Raw genomic sequence first — 21,601 nt, 5'->3', positions numbered from 1 at the left:
TTGGAGAACACATTTGCGCTTGCGCCTGAACACGCTGATTTCCCTGCTGGTCGCCGTCATGGTGGCGCTTGCGCTCGTGCTTGCCCTCTGGCTGTTCAATATTCAGCTACAGGAAACCCTTGAAGAAGGTCAGGCATCGCGCGTGACCAACCTGGCGCAGAGCGTGGCGTTGCGCGCCGATGTGCAGCGTGCGCTGACTCACGCAGACCCTGAGATAAGGCGCCGCTTGCAGACCGATATCGACGGCTTACGGCAACGCCTGGGGGTGAACTTCATCGTGGTAATGGACCGCCACGCCTTACGCCTGACTCATCCCGAGCCGGCGCGCATCGGTCAGGCATTCCGCGGGGGGGACGAAGGCCGGGCACTGGCCGGTGCGATCTATGCCTCCCGTGCAACGGGAAGCCTGGGCACCAGTATTCGGGGCTTCGCCCCGGTGCTGGCCGAGCAGGGCGAAGTGGTGGGCGCGGTGTCGGTTGGTGTCACCCTGGCCTCGCTCGGTGAGCTGTTGAATGAGCGCCGCCGCGATGTGCTGCTCGGCGTGCTGGCGCTCATGCTCTTCGCCGCCTTTGGCGCGCATCTGCTGGCGCGCTACATCAAACGCGTACTGCTGGGCCTGGAGCCCTACGAGATCACACGTCTGGTGGAAGAGCGGCAGGCAATGCTCGCCTCGGTGCGCGAAGGGGTGCTGGCGGTGGACGGTCAGGCTCGCATCACGCTGGTCAATCCGGCCGCGGAACGGCTGCTCGCCAGTACCGGGCTGGGCAAGCCGCCGCTGGGGCGGCCGATCGCCGAATACCTGCCCAACAGCGGCTTACCCGAGGTGCTGAACAGCGTCATGGAGCAACTGGACCGCGAATTCAGCCTCAACGGCCGGGCGATCCTCGTCAACCGTGCGCCGATTCGTCACCAGGGCCGGGTAATCGGCGCCATAGCGACCTTCCGTGACAAGAGCGAGGTCAACGCGTTGGCCGAACAACTGACCGGCGTGAGTCGCTATGCCGAAGCGCTGCGCGCTGCGACCCACGAGTTCAAGAACAAGCTGCACGTCTTGCTTGGTCTGGCTCAGATGGGCGATCTGGACGCGCTGCGGGCGTATCTTCGCGATCTGGCCGACCATCAGCTGGCGCCCGCTACGACCCTTGTCGAGGGGATAGGCGATCCGGTATTGGCGGGCTTTCTGCTTGGAAAACAGAGCGAAGCGCGGGAGCGAGGCATCCTGTTCCAGGTGGATGTCGACCATCCGGTGCCGGCCGCGGCACCTGAACAGATACACGGGTTGGTGACCGTTCTCGGCAATCTGCTGGAAAACGCCTTTGAAGCTGTCGCCGACCAGACTGAACGGCGCGTCAGCCTGACGCTGGATTACGATGAAACGATGCTCTCCCTGCATGTGCAGGACACCGGCGCCGGTATCGAGGCTGCCGTGCGGGAGCGCCTGTTCGAGCGAGGCGTATCCACCAAGGGTGAGCGGCGTGGCATCGGGCTGGCCGCGGTCCAGGAACAGGTCGAGGCCTGGGGCGGAACCCTGTCTGTCTACTCGGAAGCGGGTCGCGGCAGCCTGTTCGAGGTCGAACTGCCCTATCGAACCGCCGCAGAAGGGAAGGGTTCATGAAAACCACCATGCGTGTGCTGATCGTCGAGGACGACCCGATGGTCATGCGGCTCAATGTGGATTACCTCGCCCGTCTCGACGGCGTCGAGCTGGTCGGTCAGTGCGAAAGCGTGCCGGCGGCGCTCGAGTTGCTGGAGCGCGAGGCGGTGGACCTGCTGCTGCTCGACGTCTACCTGCGCAACCGCTCGGGGCTGGAGGTGCTGCGTTACCTGCGCACTGAAGACCGTAACATCGACGCCGTGCTGATCACCGCAGCTTCCGAAATCGAGACCGTGCGTGCAGCTCAGCGACTCGGCGCGCGCGACTACCTGGTCAAACCCTTCAGCTACGAACGCTTTCGCGATGCAGTCGAGGCCTGCCGCCGCGCTCGTGCCGAGTTGGCGCGGTTACCGGATCAACTTGGCCAGAGGGATATTGATCGCCTGTTCAGCCAGCCGCCTGCCGCGGAAACGCGCCGCCCTGGCGCACTTCCCAAAGGCCTGACGGCGGCGTCACTGGCCCAGGTGGTGCAGGCGATCCTGGCGCTGGGTGACGACAGCTTCACCAGCGAGACCCTGTTGACCGCCACCGGTATGTCCCGCGTGTCTGTGCGCAAATACCTCAAGCACCTGAGCGACGCGCAACTGCTGGAAGAGTCCTTCCACTACGGCCAGATCGGCCGTCCGTCGTTTCGCTACCGCTGCCTGGATCGCGCCGCCCTGCAACAGCTGGCGCAAGGCTGAAGGTTTCAGTCTGCCGATTTCGGCGCGCTGTCCCGAGCCGCTTCGACAATCTCACCAAGCACCCGATGCAGCGCATCGCGATGGCCGGAGGCGCCGCCGGACGGTCGGGTGTCCGAGGTCATCACCACTGTCATCTCGAGCCCTGGCACCACGTAGACCATCTGCCCGCCATAGCCCCAGCCGTAGCGCACGGCCTCCCCGCCCAGTTCGGTGATGAACCAGCCGTAGCCATAGCCGTGACCCGTGTAGCGGGATCGCGTGCGCGGCGTCCATGAGGCTTCGATCCAGTCCTGCGACAGCAGCCGCTCGCCCGAGGCGGTCAGGCCGCCGCGGCGGTAGAGTTCGCCGAATGCCAGCAGCGAGCGCGGCGTCATCGCCATCTCGTTACCGCCGAGGTAGATGCCCTGCGGGTCACGCGTCCAGGCGCTGATGGCAAAGCCGTCGAGTGGCGCCAGCCATTGCCGTGCCAGCTGCAAGGTTGATTGCCCCGTCTGCCGTGTGAGAATCGCCGAGAGCAGGTGGCTGGAGCCGGTGGAGTAGATCATCGGCCCGCCGGGCTCTGCCTCGAACGGCCGTGCCAGTGCCGCGCGGACCCAGTTGCGACTCGCCACCCAGGCGCCGTAGTGGCGCCCGGAGGTTGCGCCGAGGCCGGCCTGCATGCTGAGCAGATGGCCGACCGTCACCTCATTCAGGCGCGGGTCAGGGTTGCGCGGCAGGTCGGCTTTCAGCAGCGCGGCGATCGGCTGATCGACGCCCTCGAGGATGCCCTTGTCGATGGCTATGCCTACCAGCGCGGAGATCACCGTCTTGGATGCCGACTTGATGTTGGTTGGCGCTTTCGTGCGGTGACCCCGATAGCTGCGCTCGGCAAGCACCTCACCGTGGCGGGCAACGATCAGGGTTTCCAGCTGTTCGAGCCGTTCAGCCTGGTCGAGTACGGTATCCAGCTCCACGGCTGCAGCCGCCAGCGGGCTGATGACAAGCAACAGCGCCACGTGAGGCAAGCGGCAAAAGCGGGTGATTCGCTGGAAAGAGGTCGAGGCCATGCCGCTTCGACCCTGACGCGGCGGCGCCGTGCGGTGGGCCCGTCTTCTACACATACGAGGCCCTTGCGGTGGTATATGGCGACGCCTACTGGCGGATCCAGGTCTGGCTGCGGCCGAGGGCTTCGATGCCGATGTAGCCGCGCACTTCCAGCTTGTCGCCGCCGTCGAGCAGGGTCGCCTTGGCGCGGTAGGTCTTGCCCTTGGCCGGGTCGAGGATGGTGCCGTTGCTCCAGACCTGCTCGCCGTCCGGCTTGAGGTCCCAGAGGATGGTCATGCCGGTGATGGGCTGGTCCTTGCGCTCGCCTTCGCACTCGGTGCACAGCGGATTCGGGCCATGGTCCGACTGGAGGATTTCAGCCACCTTGCCGCTCAGGGTGCCGTCGGCAGCCTGCTGGATCTCGACGATGGACTTGGGCTTGCCGGTTTCGTCATCGATGGTCTGCCAGCGCCCGGCGGGCGAGTCGGCGGCGGAGGCCAGTGACGAGAGCGCAAGCGGCAGGGCCAGCAACAGGGCGTTGAACAGTGGGCGCATGGTTTCTCCAGTGATCAGTTAGGCAGCGCCGACTCTACCACCGCCGCCCGCCGTCGCGAGGCCTGGAATGGCTGACTGGCCGGTTCTCGTCCGGGCCCATCAGTCGCCCCGCTCGGGGCGTGCGGAGCGGCCGATGCGGGCGGCCAGCTCCAACGCCTCGATCGCGCTATGGAAGCTGTTGGTGCCGTGGTTCGCGTCGGGGTTGAGCACAAAGCGCACGTCCAGGCCCGCGATCGCGTCCAGGCGCCTGGCCAGGTCGCGTGCGTTGCCGACCATGCGTCGCTCGGCCATGTGACGCTGGCGCGGGTCGGTCAGGGGGTCGTCTGGCGCGGGCTCTTCGGCACTGCCGGCGGTGACCAGCAATTGCGCGCCGAGGTCCAGATCGGCGGCCTGCCGTTCGAAGCCGGCCAGCGTGCGTTCGATGTAACCCTTGTACCACCAGATCGAGGGGCTGGCCGCGACATAGCCCTGGAATGCCTGGGGCCGGCTGAGCAGCGTATGGAGCGTGAACAGACCGCCGTAGGAATGGCCGAATAGCGTCTGCGCCTGGGCGTTGACCGGGTAGCGCCTGGCGATCAGCGGTTTGAGTTCGGTTTCGATGAAGGCGAGGAAGTCATCCGCGCCACCGGAGGGTGGCGGCTCGCGGCCAGGCGGGCGTTGCCGGTCCTCCGCGTCGGGGGTGTAGTCCTCGGCGCGTGCCTTGAACTGGTAGAGCGCTTCGCCCGGGTAGCCAATGCCAACCACCAGCACCGAATCGCGCAGGCTCGGTTCGGGACGGTCTTCGAGGGCTTGCGCCTGGATCGCCAGACCAGGGAACAAGGCATTGCCGTCGAGCACGTAGAGCACCGGATAGCCACCCGGTGGCGGTGCCTGGCTCGGCTCGGCGACATAAAGGCGATAGTCGCGCCCGGTGCTCTGCGAGTGGGTCTCATGCTGCACCGTGTGCGGCAGCTGGACCGGCTGCCAGGCGTCGTTGGCCACGGCATCGGCGGCGAGGCCGAGACCGGCCAGCAGGCTAACGAGCAGCGATCTCATGCGTCTGCCGGGCGCGCTGGCAGCGGCCCCTCCTGCCAGTCGACCTGCAACGCTTCTTCGCCGGAGAACCGATGGATGTGGTCGGCGAGGACGAAGCGCAGGCGCTTTTCCGCCTCGTCGGATTCGGCCTGGCAATCGATCAGGAGCTGATCATCGGCGGCATGCATGTGGCACTGGCCAAAGGCGAAGCTGCAGTGCGCGTCCGCCCCGGTCAGCGTGACGTCGGCCTTGTGGGCGAAGTGTTTGCACAATCGTGTCATGTTGCGCAGCGCGCGCGGCGTGGGCACCTGGGCATGAAACTGGGGCATGGTGATACTCCATGGCGAAGCCGCTGGCACCCGTTGCGAGTACCAGCGGCTCGGGTTGGATCAGAACGCGTATCGAGCTCCGACGGTGAAGCTGCGCGACGGGCCGTAGAAGTTGAAGGTGCCGACGCTGCCGACCCGCGAATAGTACTTGCGGTCCAGCAGGTTGTTGGCGTCGAACGTCGCGGTCAGCTTGTCGGTGATCGGATAGGACAGCTTGGCATCGACCACCGCATAGCCGGGTGCGCTCAGGGTGACGTTGTTGCGAGTGACCGAGAAGTCGCTCATGGCCGTGACGCCACCGCCGATGCCCAGGCCGCGCAGTGCGCCTCCATCGAGGGTGTAGGTGGTCCACAGCGAGGCCTGGTGGCGCGGCATCAGGGTGAAGATGGCGTTTTCGTCGCCGGACAGCGTCTCGGTCTTCATGTAGGTGTAACCGGCCAGCACTTCCCACTGCGGGGTCAGGTAACCGCTGACCTCGAACTCGCCGCCGCGGATGCGCGTCTTGCCGGCGGCGACGTAGTCGATGGTGGCGGACTGGCCGTCGGCGTCGGTGGCGCGGTTCTCGTCGGTCAGCTGGAAGGCGGTCAGGCGCGCGTTCAGGTCTCCGCCATAGTAGCTGCCCTTGATACCGATCTCGTACTGCTCGCCCTCGCGCGGATCGATGACGCGCCCATCGGCGCCGACTTCGGTTTGCGGCTTGAACACCTGCGAATAGCTGGCATAGAGCGAGTGCTGCTCGTCCAGGTCATAAACCAGTCCGCCGTAGGGCGTGACGTGGCCGTTGTCTTCGGAGCGCCCGCCCGCGACGCTGCCGGTCGCCAGGGTGGTGGTGGTGCTTTCGCCCTCGTACCAGCTCAGCCGTGCGCCGCCGATCAGTGCCAGGCGCTCGACCGGGCGGAAGGTCAGCTTGGCGTAGAAACCGGTCTCCTTCTCGTCGGAATCGACGCGGGTGCTGTAGGCCAGGTCCGGTTCGGCGAACTGGCTCGGGTCGTAGGTGGCGACATAGATGTTGCCCAGCACCTGGCTGCCGTTGAGGTAGTTGCCGTCGTAGTGCTTGTAGTCCGTGCCGACGACGAACTCGCTGACCTGCCCGAGCAGTTCGAAGGGCTGGCTGTAGTTGGCGTCGACCGAGAGAGTGTCCTGCTCGGTTTCGCGGCCGATGGCCACGGCGCGCGAGGTGCCCGTCGCGCTCACGCCGGTGCTGGTGTAGCTGTAGAGGTAGTCGGTGTCGCGCTTGGAGCCGCGCACGGCGACACGGCCGTAGCCTCCATTGTCGAAGCGGTGGCTGAGCTCGGCGATGACGTCGGTGGTGCGGCCGTTGAAGTCGTTCCAGTCCGAGCCGTAGAAGGTCGAGCGGCTGTAGCTGAGCAGGTTGCCCGCGGCATCGGTGGGGTAGCCGTTGTGCGGGACGATGTCCTTGGTCTGGTGGATCAGCCCGAAGGACATCACGGTGGCGTCGGACAGGTCGATGTCCAGCGCGCCGTAGAAGCTCTCGCTGGTGTTTTCGTTGTAGTCCACTTCGCCGTTGCTGTCGGCGCGCGAGATGACCGTGCGACCCCGGATGCGGCCCTGTTCGTCCAGCGGGCCGGAGAGGTCGGTCTCCAGGTAGCTGGTGTCCCAGCTGCCGTAGCGGCCGGTGACGCTGCCCTGGAATTCTTCGGTCGGGCGCTTGCGCACCATGTTGACGATGCCGCCCAGTTCGCTGGTGCTGTTGAACAGGCCGGACGGGCCACGCATGACCTCGACCCGGTCGAACGGCGACAGCGAAGGCACGGTGCCGTTGATGCTGGCCATGGGCGCGGGCAGGCCGTCGATGTTGAATTCGTCGTACTCGTAGCCGCGCGCATAGATCGAGGAGCGGCCGCTGTCGTTGGAGAGCGTGCGCAGGCCGGTGGAGTACTTGGCCAGGTCGTCCAGGTTCACGAACTGGCGGTCGCGGATGTACTCGCTGGTGTAAACGCTGATCGACTGCGGGATGTCGCGCAGCTCGGCGGGCGTCTTGGTGCCGACGGTGGCGGCGTCGACCGTGTAGCCGCCGGTCTCTTCGGATGACGGCATGTCGTAGAGGCGGTTGCCTTCGACGGTGATGCTGTCCAGCTCGACCGGTTCGCTCGGATTCGCCACGCTCTGCGCCAGCGCGCTCAGCGGGAAGGGGGCGAGCAGGCCGGCGAGCAGCAGCGGCCGGGCGCGACGGCCGAGGCCTGAGGTGCGGAGAATTCTGTCCATGGACGGCTCCTGTCGATGGCGGGCATGAACGGGGTTGGCAAACGTTCGAGCCGCTTAATGATAATGATTTGCATCAAAAGATGTCGGCGCGTAGTCTGCCAGCGTCCGCTCGGCGAAACCTTTGCGTGAGCGAATATTTGCTTTGCGATCCATCGCGTTCGAGGCGCAGCACGGCATGAACCAACCCGACCACATCATCCGCGGCGACGAACTGCCAGCCCCCAGCCGGACCGGGCTGCGCCTGTCCGACGGCGACGACGACCGGCTCTTCTATGGCCGGGTGAAATGGGCGCAGCTGCGCGACGGCTTGTCGCTGCACTGGTCCGATTGCCAGGAGCTACAGGATTTCGTCATGGAAAACACCGTCGGGCCGCGCCTGTCGTTCGTCCTGTTCCTGCAGGGCCAGAGCCGGGTCGACTACGGTGACCTCGCCCTGACCCTCGGGCACGCCTCGAGGCGCCATGCGCCCGAGGGGGTGGCGGTGGCGATGAACGAGCCGGTGTTGTTTCGCCGCCAGGCACGGCGCGGCAGCCATATCCGCAAGCTGGTGGTCAGCCTGACGCCAGACTGGTTCCAGGCCCGGGGTGAGGGGAGCGCCAGCGACGGGGCGATTCGCCGCTTCATGAGCAGCCACCTGGCTCCGCGGGTATGGAAGCCGTCGGCGCGGCTGCTGACCCTGGCCGAGCAGATGCTCAACCCGCCCGGCTATGACGCACTGCTCGAGGGGCTGTACCTGGAGAGCCGCGCCCTGGACATCGCCTGTGAGGCGCTGGTCAGCCTGGGCGACGGCACCGCGGCCGCGCAGCAGGGCCTGCGGCCACAGGAGCATCGGCGGCTGCAGAAGCTGGTCGCCATGCTCGACAGCGGCGAAGCCGATGACTGGACGCTGGAGCGCATCGCCCGGGAGCTCGGCGTCAACGCCACCACCTTGCAGCGCCAGTTCCGCCTGTTCAAAGGCACCACGATTTTCGAGTACCAGCGGGCGCGCCGCCTGCAGGCCGCGTGTGAAGCGCTGGAGCGTGAAGGCGCGAGCGTCACCGAGGCGGCCTGGCGAGCCGGTTACAACAGTGCGGCCAACTTCGCCACGGCCTTCAAGCGGCAGTTCGGCATCAGCCCGCGGCAGGTGCGCGCGCGGGTGTAGATAGGGCAGGGTGCCCTGAGTCGCGGCTTGTCACGACGAGGCAGCCCGGCCTCAGTGACCTCGCCGGCAAACCTGCATCAGACTACGGGCTCCTTGCTCGCCGTCCGGCACCCCAATGGCGGTCCATGGGTGTCCCGTCCGTCGGTGTTTCGTGTTGCTGGTCGCTGGCAGTTCAAGTCTTCGCTTTCGAGGCCGAAACAGGAGCGAGTGAGTGCTCTTCCTGCTGTGGTGGCGTGATGGCCAGCCTTGTCTTGGATGCCGCACGGCTGCTGTCCGCCCCCTGAGGTCACCTGATGAACCGATCCTCGTTCCGTCTTCTGATGTCTGTTCTGCTGCCGATGGCGTGGCTGGCCGGCAGCTGGGCGGCCGCTGCCGAAGGCATCACGGTCGTTACCGAGGAACTGCCTCCCTACAACATGACCGTCGACGGCAAGCTGACCGGCATGGGTACTGAGGTCGTGGAAGCGGTGCTGGCCGAAGTGGGCGAGACGGTGCGGATCCAATCGATGCCCTGGGCGCGGGCCTATGACATCGCGCTGAATTCGGAAAACGTGCTGATCTATTCCATCGCTCGCACGCCGCAACGCGAGGCGCTGTTCAAGTGGGTGGGCGTAATCGCCCCGACGCGTTGGTTCCTGTTCTCGCTGCCGGGCACGCATTTCGACCTGAAAAGCCTGGACGACGCCCGTCAGTATCAGATCGCCACGGTGAAGGAAGATGTTGGCGAGCAGTATCTGATCAGCAAGGGGTTCACCATCGGCCGCAACCTGCAGTCGAGCAACAAGTACGAGCACAACTACGAGAAGCTCAAGGCCGGGCGAGTGGATCTGTGGATTTCCAACGAGTTGAACGCTCACTATCTGGTGAGACAGGCCAGCGGAAATCCGGATGAAACCGCCGTGGCCCAGCTGAACCTGGACGACCTTGGTGGTGCCGACGGCTTGTGCATGGCGTTCAGCCGCAACACGTCAGATGAGGTGGTCGAGCGCTTCCGCCAGGGGCTCGCGCGGGTGCGTGCCGATGGTCGTTATGACGCCATCGCCGCCCGATGGCTGCAATGAACACCCGCATCCCCGGGCCCGCAGCGGTTGCGCCGCGGCAGACCGGATCGCTCGGGCGTCGTTTGGTATTGGTCACGCTCGGCTTTTGCCTGGTGTTCACACTGATGACGGCAGGGGTCAGAACCTGGTCGGCCTGGCAGACTAGCCTTGCGGCGATGCGCGCGGAGCTGGTGCTGATTGACCAGGTGTTTCAGAGCAACCTGGCCAAGGCGATCTGGGAGATGGACAGCGATGCCCTGCAGACCCAGCTCGACAGCGTTTCCGCAGCGGCTCCCATCGGTCGTGTCGAACTGCAGATCCGCCGTGCCGGCCGCGAGCCGGAAATCATCGCGCGCGAGCGGACGCCGCAGCGAGTTCCGCACCGCGCCCCAACCCTGCAGCATCCCCTGACATACGAGCCCTATCCTGGGGCTACCGAAACCGTGGGCGAGCTGACGCTCGAGGGCAACGAAGACCTGCTCTGGGAGCGGCTGGTCGACGAGGTGACCGACATCGTCATCACCCAGGTCATCCAGTCGCTGTTGCTGGCCGGCCTGATCATGTGGATGTTCAACCGCACCGTGACCCTGCACGTACGCCGGATCGCCCGTCACCTGACCCGCTTGAGCCCTGAGAATCTCGATCAGACCCTGCGCCTGGAGCGTTCGGTGGGACGGCACGATGAATTGAGCCTGCTGGAGTCCGGCGTCAACGGCCTGCAGGCGAAGCTTTCGGTCTATCTCGAGCGCCAGCATCAGGACGAACTGGTCCTGGCCGCGCATCGGGATCACCTGGCCGAGCTGGTCGAGGAGCGCACCGCCGAGCTGCGCGCCGCCAACGTGTTGCTCGAGCAACTGTCCCGCAGCGATCCGCTCACGGGGCTGGCAAATCGTCGCCACTTCGATGAGATCAAGGAGGTCGAATTCCGCCGCGCGATGCGGCTCGGCCAGCCCCTGGCGGTACTGATGTGTGATGTGGACTTCTTCAAACGCTACAACGACCACTACGGCCATGCCCAGGGCGACCAGTGTCTGCGCATAGTCGCCGACACGCTCAACACCGTGTTCGCACGTGCCGGTGAGGTGGTGGCGCGTCTTGGCGGTGAGGAATTCGTCGTGCTCCTGCCCGGCGTCGATGCCGAGTCTGCCCAGCGTTCGGCCGTTCGCCTTCAGCAGCGACTGGCGGAGCGGGAGATCCCTCATGAGGCCTCGGCGGTCTCGCCCCTGGTGACGCTTAGCATCGGCGTGGCCGGGTTCGACCGCGACAGCATGGATCAATTCGACCAGCTCCTGCGCCGTGCGGACGAGGCCCTGTATCGGGCCAAGTCACAAGGCCGTAACTGCATTTCCAACTGACCGCTTGCGAGGAACCGCACGATGCATCCGATCGCCTGGATTGCCCTGTCACTGGGCCTGCTCTATTCGACGGCGGAAGCCGCATCGTTGCGAGTGGTAACCGAAGAGACGGCCTACAGCTATCTGAAGGAGGGCAAGGTCAGCGGCCCGGCGACTGAGGTGGTCGAGGCAACGCTGCAGCGCGCAGGACTCCATGACTATCAGATAGGCCTGTATCCCTGGGCCCGCGCCTATGACATGGCACTTCAGGAACCGGGCGTACTGGTTTACCTCATCGCACGTACCTCCGACCGCGAGGCGCTGTTTCGCTGGGTCGGCGAGATCATGCGTATCGAGTACCACTTCTACAAGCTGCGCGGGCGTGACGATATACGGGTGCCTGACCTGGAAGCCGCGAAAGCCTATCGGATTGGCGTTGTGCGCGAAGATGTCCGCCATCAATTCCTGCAGGCCAACGGCTTTACCAAAGTGGTGGTGACGGCGCACAACAGCGACAATTTCAAGCGACTGCTCAACGGGCAGGTTGATCTCGTCCCCATGCCCGAGCGGGACATGATTGCGCTGTGCAACGAGGTCGGCCTGGACGCCGGGGAGGTCGAGCGGGTCTTTACCCCTGATCATTCGACGCGGCTGTACATGGCCTACAGCAGGCTGACCGATGACGAAACCGTGCTGCGCACCCAGGCGGCCTTCGAACATCTCCAGGCGGATGGCACCGTGGCGCGCATCATGGCCGGCCAGCGCTGATCGAGCCGCCGGGTTGCGGCTCGATTTCAGCTGTCCTGCTCGAATTCGCCGAGTGCCTTGCGGCAGCCCACCCCGGAGCCCTCGCCCAGCCCTGCTTCGACCCAAGGCAGGATGGCCAGGGGCGGTGCAATCAGGGCACCGACAACGCTGGCCACGGCTCGGGCTACCAGTTCAGTGGTCACCACGCTGACCTGCGGGTCACTCAGGGTGCCTTGCAATTGCACCGGTGAATTGCCCGACAGCAGGCTGATGTCCTTGGCATGCGCCTTCATTGCCAGGTCCAGGCGCTCGTTGGCGAGGTTGATCTTTCCGCCGCCGGTGATGTTGCTGTCGCGGGTACTGATGAACAGCTGCTCCAGCCGGGCCGTGCCCTGGGTGGCATCGAAGCGTAGATAGGAGCAGTTCATGGGCACCTGGTCCGAATCCGCCAGCGCGGCTACGGCCGCTTCGCCTGCATCCAGGCCAAGCACCTCCACCGCCAGCATGTCGAGCTTCCCTCCGGACATGGCAAGTTCGAGCTTGCCGTCCAGTGCCGCGGCGATTTCGCCCATGGATTGACCCTCGAAGGTCAGGTCCAGCTGGCCGCCTATGGTGCCGGCCGAGTCCTGTGCGACCTGCGGCAGATCGGCCTGGCGCAGTAGCGGAGACAGGTTGACGCTCTCCACCGTCAGATGCAGTTCCCCGGTGGGTTGCGCCGGGCGTACATCGAGGCGTAGCCGGCCGTTGGCGCGCCCCTTGCCGAGGGCCAGTTGCAGCGGTTCGGCCAGCAGCACGCCGTCGTCCAGTTCGACCTTGAGATCCACCGCATTCAGGGGGATGTCCTCCGCCAGCACCTGTTCCGCCTCGTAGCGGATGATCGCATTGCGGTTGCGCAGCGCATCGAGACCGAGGGATTCGTCGGAGAAGACCTGGCCGTCATTGGGGTCGGTCGGCGTGCCAGGCGCCTTGAGGTCGGCGGTATTCAGGGTGTCCGAGTGCAGATTGGCCCAGAGCATGGGGCGACCGCTGAGGTCGAGGCGAACGTCGCCGCTCAGGTCGCTCTTGCCCCACTGCGCACGCAGATCCTGCAGCCGCAGCTGCTGATCTTCCCAGAGCAGCTGGCCGCGCACTTGGTAGCCGGCCAGCGAGGGCAGGCTCAGGCCGGTGAGCGGGTTGAGGTTGGCCGGGTTCGGGCCCTCGAGCGAAACCGCCAGATCCGCCGCCTTCAACTGCAGCGGATCGGTGACCGTGCCATCTACGCTCAGGTGGCTGTCGCGCGACGTCACCTTGCCTTCGACGGGATAGGGTTGGTTGTCGAACAAGGCTTCCAGCGCACCGACATCCAGCTCGAACTGCAGCGGCACCTCGTTGCGCCAGGCCTGGCCCGTCAACTGCAGGCCGGAGTCGCTGGAGGTGGCGTCCACTTCGATCCGCAGGTCCCGTGCCGGGCTTGCATAGCTCAGGTGCGTGTCGCTCAGGCGGGCTGAGTTCTGCCCCAGCTGCGCATGCAACTCACCGTCCAGCGTGCCCAGCGCCGGATAGCCCATCGGTGCAAGCGCACGGCCCAGGTCCAACTCCTCGACGGAGAGATCGACCGTTCCGCTCAGCGAGTCCTTTGTCAGGTCTAGGGCTCCGTTGGCGCTGATGGACCCGTCGCCTTGCTCGGCGTGCAGTTGCTCGATCTGCAAGCGCTGCTGGGCCAGGCTGCCCTTGATCAGGATGTCGCTCAGCGCAGCATCGCCATACAGGAGCTGATCGAGGCTGAGGTCGACCTCGCCGCGATAGCGACGCAAAGGTTGCAACAGGCCCTGGGCACGCTGCTGCAGCGACTGCTTGTCGCCGCTTGCCTGCGCCTGCGTGCTGTCCTGCTCGGTATTGAGCAGGCGCATCACGCCCCAGCGATTGAGGTCGAGCCGGTTGCCCTGCATGTGCAGGGTCAGCTCCGGCGTCTCGCCGCGCTCCAGGATCAACGAGCCGGTGAGATGACTGTCGCCGGTCTCCAGAGCCATGTCCTGCAACGCCAGGCGCTGCCCGTCACGCTTCAACTGGGTGCTGAAATCGAATGCCGGCACGTCGATAGCCGGATTATCGAAGGCCATGAGTTCGGCCGAGTCCGGCGCGCTCACCTTCAGCCTTCCCTGCAGCGCGTCGAGCTGCGGCAGTTGCCTGGCTTCACCGTCGAAATGCGCCTGGATCTCGCCCAGCCTTGCGTCGAGCGTCACCGCATAGGGCGCGCCGCTGGCCAAGGCCTGGGAAGGCGGCTCGCCAGTCAGGCTCAGTTGCAGTGGTTTGCCCTGCACGCTGCCCTGGCCTTCGATGGAGAGCTGGCGCTGGTCCGGGCCGTTATCGGTGGTAGCGATATCAAGGGTGACCTCGGCATCCAGCGCTGCGTCGCGATAGGTCAGCTGCCCGTTCTGGATGCGGATGGTGTCGGGCTGGATGGGCGAGGTGCTGTCGCTGGAGCTGTCCTGGCTTGTCAACGCGGCCCAGTTGGAGCGGCCATCTGCCTGCCGGGCCAGATGGATCTCAGGCTGTTCGAGCTCGAGTGATTGCAGGCTGAGGTTGCCCGTCAGCAACGCACCCACATCGATCTCCGCCTGCAAGGCCTCGAGCTTGAGCATATTGGGCTGTTCGGCCCATTCAGGGTTGGCGATCTGGACATCGCCAACGCTGATCCCCAGCGGAAAGCCCCAATCGATGTCGAGGCTGCCGATCTCTACCGCGCGCCCATCCAGGCGTTGGCTCAGTTGGGCTTCTATCTTTTCCCGTGCCCACTGCGTTTGCACCACCACTGCCGCAGTCACCAGGAGCAGCGTCAGGGCCGCCAGCACGATTCCAAGAATTTTCGCTGCCTTCGCCATCCTGCCTCCCGATCCGATTCGCTTGCGCGAAAGGTGAGTGAGGGTGCCGCGGCACCAGGTGCAGCGGCCTAACGCTGTCGACCCCTTTCAGGCGGAAAAAGGTCACTGCCAATTTTGCGATCCAGTCTGAATGGACGCGCTGCAGCTGCGGCAGCGGCGGAAACACAGGGTGTGCCACGGAGGGGCAAACCGGGAACGCGGACGAATGGCAACCGGGCCCCGTCCGCGTTGGGCAGGGATCAGCCTTGCAGATCGGCCAGCATGGCCGTCGCTACCGCTTCGGCCACCTTGATGCCATCGACTCCGGCCGAAAGGATGCCACCGGCGTACCCGGCCCCTTCACCGGCGGGGTACAGGCCGCGAGTGTTGATGCTCTGTAGCGATTCGTTGTCGCGCTTGATCCGCACGGGTGAAGAGGTCCGTGTTTCGATGCCGGTGAGGATCGCATCGGCACGGTCGAAGCCGCGGATCTGCTTGCCGAACGCCGGCAGGGCTTCGCGGATGGCCTCGATCACGTAGCCGGGCAGCGACGGGGCGAGGTCGCCCAGGCGCACGCCGGGCTTGTAGGAGGGTTCGACCTCGCCGAATTCGCTGGAAGCCCGGCCACGAATGAAATCACCGACCAGCTGGGCCGGTGCGCAATAGTCGCTGCCCCCCAGCTCGAAGGCATGCGACTCGAGGCGTTCCTGCAACTCGACGCCGGCCAGCGGGCCGCCGGGAAAGTCCTCTTCCGGATTGATGCCGACGACGATGCCGGCGTTGGCGTTGCGCTCGTTGCGCGAATACTGGCTCATGCCATTGGTGACCACCCGGTTCGGCTCCGATGTCGCCGCCACCACGGTGCCGCCCGGGCACATGCAGAAGCTGTAGACCGCTCGGCCGTTCTTGGCGTGATAGACCAGCTTGTAGTCGGCGGCGCCCAGTTCCGGATGCCCGGCATACTTGCCCAGGCGGGCCTGGTCGATCAGCGATTGCGGGTGTTCGATGCGAAAGCCCACTGCAAAGGGCTTGGCTTCGATATAGACGCCGCGCTGGTGCAACATGCGGAAGGTGTCGTGTGAGCTGTGGCCGAGGGCGAGCACCACGTAGCGGCTACGGATCTCCTGGCCGTCGGCCATGCGCACACCCTGGATTCGACCGTCCTCGATGATGAAGTCCACCACGCGACTGTCGAAACGAACCTCGCCGCCCAGGGACTTGATTTCCTCGCGCATGGTCGAGACCACGCCGGTCAGGCGAAAGGTGCCGATGTGCGGCTTGCTGACGAACATGATCTCTTCCGGCGCGCCGGCGCGGACGAACTCATGCATGACCTTGCGGCCATAGAACTTCGGGTCCTTGATCTGGCTGTAGAGCTTGCCGTCGGAGAACAGCCCGGCGCCGCCTTCGCCGAACTGCACGTTGGATTCGGGGCTCAGCACCTTCTTGCGCCACAGCGCCCAGGTGTCCTTGGTGCGGCTGCGCACGTCACGCCCGCGCTCCAGCACGATCGGCTTGAACCCCATCTGCGCCAGGGTCAGGGCGGCGAACAGGCCGCACGGGCCGAAGCCGATCACCAGTGGGCGCTCGTTCAGCCCCTCGGGCGCCTGGCCGACAGGGTAATAGCCGGTGTCCGGCGCGACGCGAATGTTGCGGTCGTCTGCAAGGCGCTCGAGCGTCCCGGCTTCATCCGCCACGCTGGCATCGATGATGTAGACGAAGGTGATCTCGCTGTTCTTCTTACGCGCGTCATAGCTGCGCTTGAACACCGTGAAGTCGAGCAGCTCGGTATCGCTGATCTTCAGGCGCGTGACGATGGCCTGGCGCAAGGCCTCGGCAGGGTGGTCGAGGGGCAGTTGCAGTTCGTTGATGCGAATCATGACAGGTCCTGGCCGGTTGCCCCGGCAGAGGTAGGATGGCGGCGCAGCGAACCTGGCTGGCTCGCGCGGCGCGCAGTGTAGCCGCGGCGGCTCGGGCTGTCATGACGCTGGCATCTCTGGCCGGAGCCGACCCTCGCCGATGCGATGGTCGGTCGGCCGGATTCCGATTTTACTGAAGGATGACCCGCGCATTGATGGGCTGCAGCGGGCGGTTATTGGCATGGCCAACAGCCTCGGTCAAGGCCTCGATCTGCGCACGGGACGCGACGACCGGTTGCTTCAGCACCAGCCAGCGGACTCCCTCGGAGCAGGGCGGGGTGGTCAGCGAGCCGTTGAAGCGGTAGTAGTCCAGATCGGCCGGCAGCATGTCGCGGATGTTGGTCTGCGCAGCCACAGGCTGTTTTGTGCCCTCAGCCGGCGGCGTATCCCATAGGCTGGCCAGCACGGCATTCTCCTCGCCCTCCTTGAACATGATCGCCAGCACCGCCAGCTTGCCGTTTTCATCCGCGTGGACCAGGTGGCCTTCCAGAGGATACGACTGGCCCTTGATCAGGTTTTCACTAGGCATGTGAAAGTGGAACTGAATGAGCTGGAACCTGTTGCCATCCAGGGTAAGGGTGCTGCCGGGCTGGTAGGCAATCTGCACGGTATGGCCATTATTCACGGCCTCGCTCGCACCGGCGGCATAGTCGAGCTTCAGCGGTGCAAGCTCGGCTTCGATGAAGCCATTCAAGTCGACCGGCGACTGGTTGTTGCCACTGCAGGCGCTGAACTCAGGCGTGAGTTTCGCCCAGTTATCCGGGCCGGCTTCACCCGAGTAGTCCCAGTGCGTCCCTGGCGTGACGGCAAACGCATGGGTGCAGAAGAGCAGGGTGGCAAGCGACGGGGCAATTTTCATGGCGATTCCTCGACTTCAGTGAGCGACGGTGCTGTCTGCCGTCTGGTTATGCGGCTCCTGGGCTGGCGTGTGGCTACACACCGAAAAATTGAGCTTGCTGTGCAAGCGTCTTGAATGCCGACCGGGCGAGCTGGAGGCATTAACTCTTTGTCGTCGCAGCCCCGACGGCGTTCGCCTCATCCGACGGGGAGTGCAGTATGGGCGACGCGCTTTTCGCTTCCCTTTCCGGTTGGCGAACTTCACCATGCGCGCCTTGTATATGTATTGAAGCCGGAGCGACCCCATGATCAATAACGATGTGATGCGCAGCCTGCGCTACATCCTCAACGTCAATGACGCCAAGATCGCCGAGATCACCTGGCTGACAGGTTGCGAGATCCCCGATAGCGAGGCGGTGGCCTACCTGAAGAAGGACGACGAGGACGGCTTCAAACCCTGTCCGGATCGGATCATGGCGCACTTTCTCGATGGCGTGGTGATCTACAAGCGTGGCAAGGACGAGAGCCGGCCAACCCCGCCCATTGAATTGCCAGTCACCAACAACATGGTGCTGAAGAAGCTGCGCGTTGCCTTCGAGCTGAAGGAAGATGACATGCACGCCATCCTCCAGTCGGTCGACTTCCCCGTTTCGAAGCCCGAGCTCAACGCGCTGTTCCGCAAGGCCGGGCACAGCAACTACCGGGTGTGCGGTGACCAGCTGCTGCGAAATTTCCTCAAGGGACTGGCGCAGCGCAAGGGCTGATCCGATCCGGGTAAATGCGGCAGACATGAAAAAGCCCCGCTGCTCGTCGGGGCTTTTCGTTTGCTGAGCCTTAGCTCTGGATCATAGAAATGACCTTGTCGCGCAACTGAGGATTGTTCTGCACCGCCTGGTTGATGGCGTTGTACTCCTCAATGCTCAGGTCGTTGTTTTCGACCGTCTCCATCATTTTCTCGTTGGCCTGTTGCTGCAGTTGCTGAGCTTCGGCCGGGTCACCGGTCTTTTCCAGCTTGGCGGTGAAGTCCTCGCGGATCTCCATGATTTCGCCAAGCGAATCGGCAAACTTTTCCAGTTTCTTGTCACTGATGTCCGACGCTTGCATGGCCGGTGCCGCCTGAGGGGCTTGCGGCTGGCTCGCCTGCTGAGCGGAAACCTGGGAGGCACCGGCTGCCATGAACAGGGCAAACAGGCTGGTGGACACGAGGCGAGTATTGAACTTGATCATGGTGATAGTCCTGATAGTGAAAAGACCAACAGGCCTTTGCATCAGCCATGCCACCGATGCCGTGACTGCCTAACCTCCTGATTTCATTGGCAACTGACCACCCGTCCCGTTCGCCTCGACGGGCCGAAATGCGCTATGTAAGGTGCCAGAATGACACATGTAGCAGTTTGGCAACGAACCTCGACCTTACGCGGCGCCTTGCTTCTCAAGGTGGTGATTCCTCTCGTCGCGATCATGCTCGGCTTCAGTTACCTGTTGCTGTGGACGGTCGAGCGCAACAGCGAGCGGCGTTTGCAGGAGGAGGTAGAGCTGGTGGCGCGCGCCGTTCGGCTGCCGCTCAGCGACAGCCTGGAAAAACAGCACGACCGCACTGCACAGCAGGTGCTCGAATCGGTGCTCGGTGTCGGTCGCGTCTATGGTGCCTACCTTTATGATGCCCAGGGCGAGCTGGTGGCCTTCGCCGGTGCCATCGAGCCTGACCAGGACCAGTCCTCGATCCAGCAGCTGACCGCCGATGGCAAGCGCCGGGGCGGCTATCAGCGCATCCGCGGGCGGGAGGTCTATTCGTATTTCCTGCCGCTGGAGCAGAGCGGCGGGCGGATCAACGGACTGTTGCAGGTCACTCGTCGCTGGAACGATTTCGAGCGTGACACCCGCCAGCTGCGGATGATCGCCGGTATCTGCGCAGCGGTGCTGGCGCTGGCGGCGGTCTGCATCGTCCTGCTCGGGCACTGGTCGGCCATTGGTAGGCATCTGCATGAACTGACCCAAGGCATGGCGCGGGTGGCCGCAGGGGAACGCACGCATCGTGTCCCACGCAGTGGCCCGCAGGAGATTGCCGTACTCGGGCAGGCGCTGAATCGGATGCTCGACAGCATCGCCGATGCCGAACAGCGCATGGCCGAGCAGAAGGCCCGCGAGGCGGAGCTCGAGGCGCGTTTGCGGCGATCCCAGCAGCTGGCCGCCGTCGGCCGACTCGCCGCGGGTGTTGCGCATGAACTGGGCAGTCCGCTGAGCGTCATCGATGGCAAGGCCCAGCGCGTGCTGCGTAGCGAGACCCTGGAGGATGGCCAGCGCAAGGGCTTGTTACAGATCCGCAGCCAGGTGCAGCGGCTGAGCGAAATCGTTCGTCAACTGCTGGATTTCGGTCGCGCGGCCGGTCGCCCGGCGCGGCGCATGCCCGCCGAGGTGCTGGCGCACTCGGCCGCTGCTGCGGTGGCAGATGAACTGGCCTTGCTAAGTGTCAGGCTGCAAGTCCAAGCCTCGCCCGAGGCGCTGTTCTGCGAGGTCGATCCGGCTCGCTTCGAACAGGCCCTGACCAACCTGCTGCGCAACGCGGCCCAGGCCAGCCCGGGTGGCCAGGTGCTGCTGCGCTGGTGGCGGGACGGTAGCTGTCTGCTGTTCCAGGTCGAGGACGACGGGCCCGGCGTAGACGAGCAGCATCGCGCGGCCTTGTTCGAGCCCTTTTTCACCACCAAACCGGTGGGCAAGGGCAGCGGCCTCGGGTTGGCCGTGGCTCATGGCGTGGTCGCCGAGTGCGGCGGGCGGATCGAACTGGTGGAAAGCCAGCTGGGCGGTGCGGCGTTTCGAATTTCCCTGGCGTTGGCCGATGAGGAGAACAGCCATGCAGATGGATGAAGGCGCGCCCCAGCGGGTCCTGGTGGTGGAGGATGACGACGGCCTGCGCCAGTTGCTGGTCGAGGAGCTGGAGGACCGTGAACTCAGCGTCCGAGCCGTGGCCAGCGCCGAGGAAGCCGTACCGTTGCTGGAGGGCTGGGAGCCGGATCTGGTCGTCAGCGACCTGCGGCTGCCGGGCGCCGACGGCATGGCGCTGCTGCGGCGGGTCAAGGCGATGCAGGCGGCACCTGCGTTTCTGGTGATCACGGCGTTCGGCAGCATTCAGCAGGCGGTGGCAGCGCTCAAGGAGGGTGCCGATGAGTTCCTGACCAAACCGCTGGATCTCGACCATCTCGGCCTCGCCGTGTCACGGGCGCTGGAGACCCGCCACCTGCGCGACGAGGTGCGACGCTTTCAGCAGTTGCTCAGCGATGACCGCTTCCACGGCATGCTCGGGCGCAGCCGGGTCATGCGTGGCCTGTTCGACCAGATCCGCCAGTTGGCGCGTGCCGCAGGCCCGGTGCTGGTAATCGGCGAAAGTGGCACCGGCAAGGAGCTGGTCGCCCGCGCCGTTCACGCCGAAAGCGAGCGGGCTGGCCGACCGTTCCTGGCGATCAACTGCGCCGGGCTGCCGGCCGAACTGCTGGAGAGCGAGTTCTTCGGTCACGCCGCCGGCGCCTTTACCGGCGCCAGTCGCGCCCACAAGGGGCTGTTTCAGCAGGCCGATGGCGGCACGCTGTTTCTCGATGAGATCGGGGAGATGCCGCTGCCACTGCAGGCCAAGCTGCTGCGGGTGCTGCAGGAAGGGACCATCCGTCCGGTGGGCGGCGAGCGTGAGCTGAGCGTCGATGTGCGCATCATCGCCGCCAGCAACCGGCCACTGGAAACCGCTGCCGGCCGCGAGTCCTTTCGCGAGGACCTGTTCTTTCGCCTGGAGACCTTCATCCTGCAGGTGCCGCCCCTGCGTGATCGCGAAGAGGACCGTGAACTGCTCGCCGCCGGCTTCGTCGCGCATTTCGCTGCGCGGGACAGCCGGCCGGTGCGGGGCCTGTCGCGGGCGGCGCTGGAGCAGCTCAGACGCTACCCGTTTCCCGGCAATGTGCGCGAATTGCAAAACGCCATGGAGCGCGCCGTGACCTTTTGTCATGGCCGCAGCATCGAGCTCGAACATCTGCCGACGCGCATCGCCAGTTATCAGGACAGTGCGCCCGGAGGCGGCGCCGACGACCTGCTCGGGCTGATGATGGACGGCCCCCTGCTACCGACCCTGGACGAGCTGGAGATGCGTTACATCCGCCATGTACTGGAGCGCGTCGAGGGCAACAAGCGCCGCGCCGCCGCGCTGCTCGGAATCGGCCGGCGCACCCTCTATCGTCGTCTGGGTGAAAAGGAGCAGGACGGCGACGAGACCTGAG

Annotated in this window: 18 protein-coding genes; 9 read left to right on the top strand and 9 right to left on the bottom strand. The window is 65.2% G+C overall.

The window, feature by feature from the left end; genetic code table 11:
- Positions 1-13: 13 nt before the first annotated feature.
- Together dcuS and AC4LFW_RS16780 are read left to right on the top strand one after the other, a co-directional pair.
- Positions 14-1,615, top strand: a complete 1,602-nt coding sequence (gene dcuS / locus AC4LFW_RS16785) for a DcuS/MalK family sensor histidine kinase (RefSeq protein ID WP_491820516.1) — start codon at positions 14-16, stop codon at positions 1,613-1,615.
- On the top strand, positions 1,612-2,337 hold the full coding sequence (locus tag AC4LFW_RS16780) for a response regulator (protein WP_491820515.1): 726 nt from the start codon (positions 1,612-1,614) through the stop codon (positions 2,335-2,337). Before dcuS ends, AC4LFW_RS16780 begins: the two co-directional genes overlap by 4 nt.
- A gap of 5 nt (positions 2,338-2,342) precedes the next feature.
- Here AC4LFW_RS16780 and AC4LFW_RS16775 read toward each other — a convergent pair whose 3' ends face one another.
- The 5 genes from AC4LFW_RS16775 to AC4LFW_RS16755 all read right to left on the bottom strand — a co-directional run bounded on the left by AC4LFW_RS16775 (position 2,343) and on the right by AC4LFW_RS16755 (position 7,484).
- Positions 2,343-3,383 carry a serine hydrolase domain-containing protein gene (locus AC4LFW_RS16775; protein WP_491820514.1) on the bottom strand — a complete coding sequence of 347 codons (1,041 nt, stop codon included), beginning with the start codon at positions 3,381-3,383 and terminating at the stop codon, positions 2,343-2,345.
- 85 nt (positions 3,384-3,468) lie between these two features.
- Positions 3,469-3,915, bottom strand: a complete 447-nt coding sequence (locus AC4LFW_RS16770) for a DUF2147 domain-containing protein (protein ID WP_423707114.1) — start codon at positions 3,913-3,915, stop codon at positions 3,469-3,471.
- Between the two features lie 99 nt (positions 3,916-4,014).
- Positions 4,015-4,950: an alpha/beta hydrolase gene (locus tag AC4LFW_RS16765; RefSeq protein WP_491820512.1), complete on the bottom strand. Its 936-nt coding sequence runs from the start codon at positions 4,948-4,950 to the stop codon at positions 4,015-4,017.
- Positions 4,947-5,258, bottom strand: a complete 312-nt coding sequence (locus AC4LFW_RS16760; RefSeq protein WP_491820511.1) for a DUF2218 domain-containing protein — start codon at positions 5,256-5,258, stop codon at positions 4,947-4,949. The genes AC4LFW_RS16765 and AC4LFW_RS16760 overlap by 4 nt, the downstream gene beginning before the upstream one ends.
- 60 nt (positions 5,259-5,318) lie before the next feature.
- Positions 5,319-7,484, bottom strand: coding sequence for a TonB-dependent siderophore receptor (locus tag AC4LFW_RS16755; RefSeq protein ID WP_491820510.1), 2,166 nt, complete (start codon positions 7,482-7,484; stop codon positions 5,319-5,321).
- A gap of 175 nt (positions 7,485-7,659) precedes the next feature.
- Here AC4LFW_RS16755 and AC4LFW_RS16750 point away from each other — a divergent pair, with 175 nt between their 5' ends.
- From AC4LFW_RS16750 to AC4LFW_RS16735, 4 genes are all read left to right on the top strand, one after another.
- Entirely contained in the window at positions 7,660-8,625 is a 966-nt protein-coding gene (locus AC4LFW_RS16750; protein WP_491820509.1) for a helix-turn-helix transcriptional regulator, read from the top strand.
- A 293-nt stretch (positions 8,626-8,918) separates the two neighbouring features.
- Complete coding sequence (locus tag AC4LFW_RS16745; protein ID WP_491820507.1) at positions 8,919-9,686, top strand: substrate-binding periplasmic protein; 768 nt, start codon at positions 8,919-8,921, stop codon at positions 9,684-9,686.
- Complete coding sequence (locus AC4LFW_RS16740) at positions 9,674-11,020, top strand: GGDEF domain-containing protein (protein WP_491820505.1); 1,347 nt, start codon at positions 9,674-9,676, stop codon at positions 11,018-11,020. The genes AC4LFW_RS16745 and AC4LFW_RS16740 overlap by 13 nt, the downstream gene beginning before the upstream one ends.
- 21 nt (positions 11,021-11,041) lie before the next feature.
- On the top strand, positions 11,042-11,767 hold the full coding sequence (locus tag AC4LFW_RS16735; RefSeq protein ID WP_491820504.1) for a substrate-binding periplasmic protein: 726 nt from the start codon (positions 11,042-11,044) through the stop codon (positions 11,765-11,767).
- A gap of 26 nt (positions 11,768-11,793) precedes the next feature.
- Here the strand turns inward: AC4LFW_RS16735 and AC4LFW_RS16730 are convergent, their stop codons facing one another.
- The 3 genes from AC4LFW_RS16730 to AC4LFW_RS16720 all read right to left on the bottom strand — a co-directional run bounded on the left by AC4LFW_RS16730 (position 11,794) and on the right by AC4LFW_RS16720 (position 17,364).
- On the bottom strand, positions 11,794-14,607 hold the full coding sequence (locus AC4LFW_RS16730; protein WP_491820502.1) for an AsmA family protein: 2,814 nt from the start codon (positions 14,605-14,607) through the stop codon (positions 11,794-11,796).
- Positions 14,608-14,846: 239 nt separating this feature from the next.
- Positions 14,847-16,466 carry an NAD(P)/FAD-dependent oxidoreductase gene (locus AC4LFW_RS16725; RefSeq protein WP_491820500.1) on the bottom strand — a complete coding sequence of 540 codons (1,620 nt, stop codon included), beginning with the start codon at positions 16,464-16,466 and terminating at the stop codon, positions 14,847-14,849.
- A gap of 169 nt (positions 16,467-16,635) precedes the next feature.
- Positions 16,636-17,364: a carbonic anhydrase gene (locus AC4LFW_RS16720; protein ID WP_491820498.1), complete on the bottom strand. Its 729-nt coding sequence runs from the start codon at positions 17,362-17,364 to the stop codon at positions 16,636-16,638.
- 283 nt (positions 17,365-17,647) lie between these two features.
- On the opposite strand from AC4LFW_RS16720, the gene AC4LFW_RS16715 reads away from it, so the two are divergent.
- Positions 17,648-18,106 carry a YehS family protein gene (locus AC4LFW_RS16715; RefSeq protein WP_491820497.1) on the top strand — a complete coding sequence of 153 codons (459 nt, stop codon included), beginning with the start codon at positions 17,648-17,650 and terminating at the stop codon, positions 18,104-18,106.
- A gap of 70 nt (positions 18,107-18,176) precedes the next feature.
- Here AC4LFW_RS16715 and AC4LFW_RS16710 read toward each other — a convergent pair whose 3' ends face one another.
- On the bottom strand, positions 18,177-18,569 hold the full coding sequence (locus AC4LFW_RS16710) for a DUF4168 domain-containing protein (RefSeq protein ID WP_491820495.1): 393 nt from the start codon (positions 18,567-18,569) through the stop codon (positions 18,177-18,179).
- 150 nt (positions 18,570-18,719) lie between these two features.
- On the opposite strand from AC4LFW_RS16710, the gene AC4LFW_RS16705 reads away from it, so the two are divergent.
- Positions 18,720-20,207 (top strand): sensor histidine kinase, encoded by a 1,488-nt coding sequence (locus tag AC4LFW_RS16705; protein ID WP_491820493.1) that lies wholly within the window; start codon positions 18,720-18,722, stop codon positions 20,205-20,207.
- Positions 20,200-21,600, top strand: a complete 1,401-nt coding sequence (locus tag AC4LFW_RS16700) for a sigma-54-dependent transcriptional regulator (RefSeq protein ID WP_491822158.1) — start codon at positions 20,200-20,202, stop codon at positions 21,598-21,600. The genes AC4LFW_RS16705 and AC4LFW_RS16700 overlap by 8 nt, the downstream gene beginning before the upstream one ends.
- Position 21,601: the final 1 nt, after the last annotated feature.

It is taken from the genome of Stutzerimonas sp. C6.4V, from assembly GCF_058536345.1.
The sequence above is the reverse complement of the archived record's forward strand: the minus strand, read 5'-3'. Positions and strand labels throughout refer to the sequence as shown.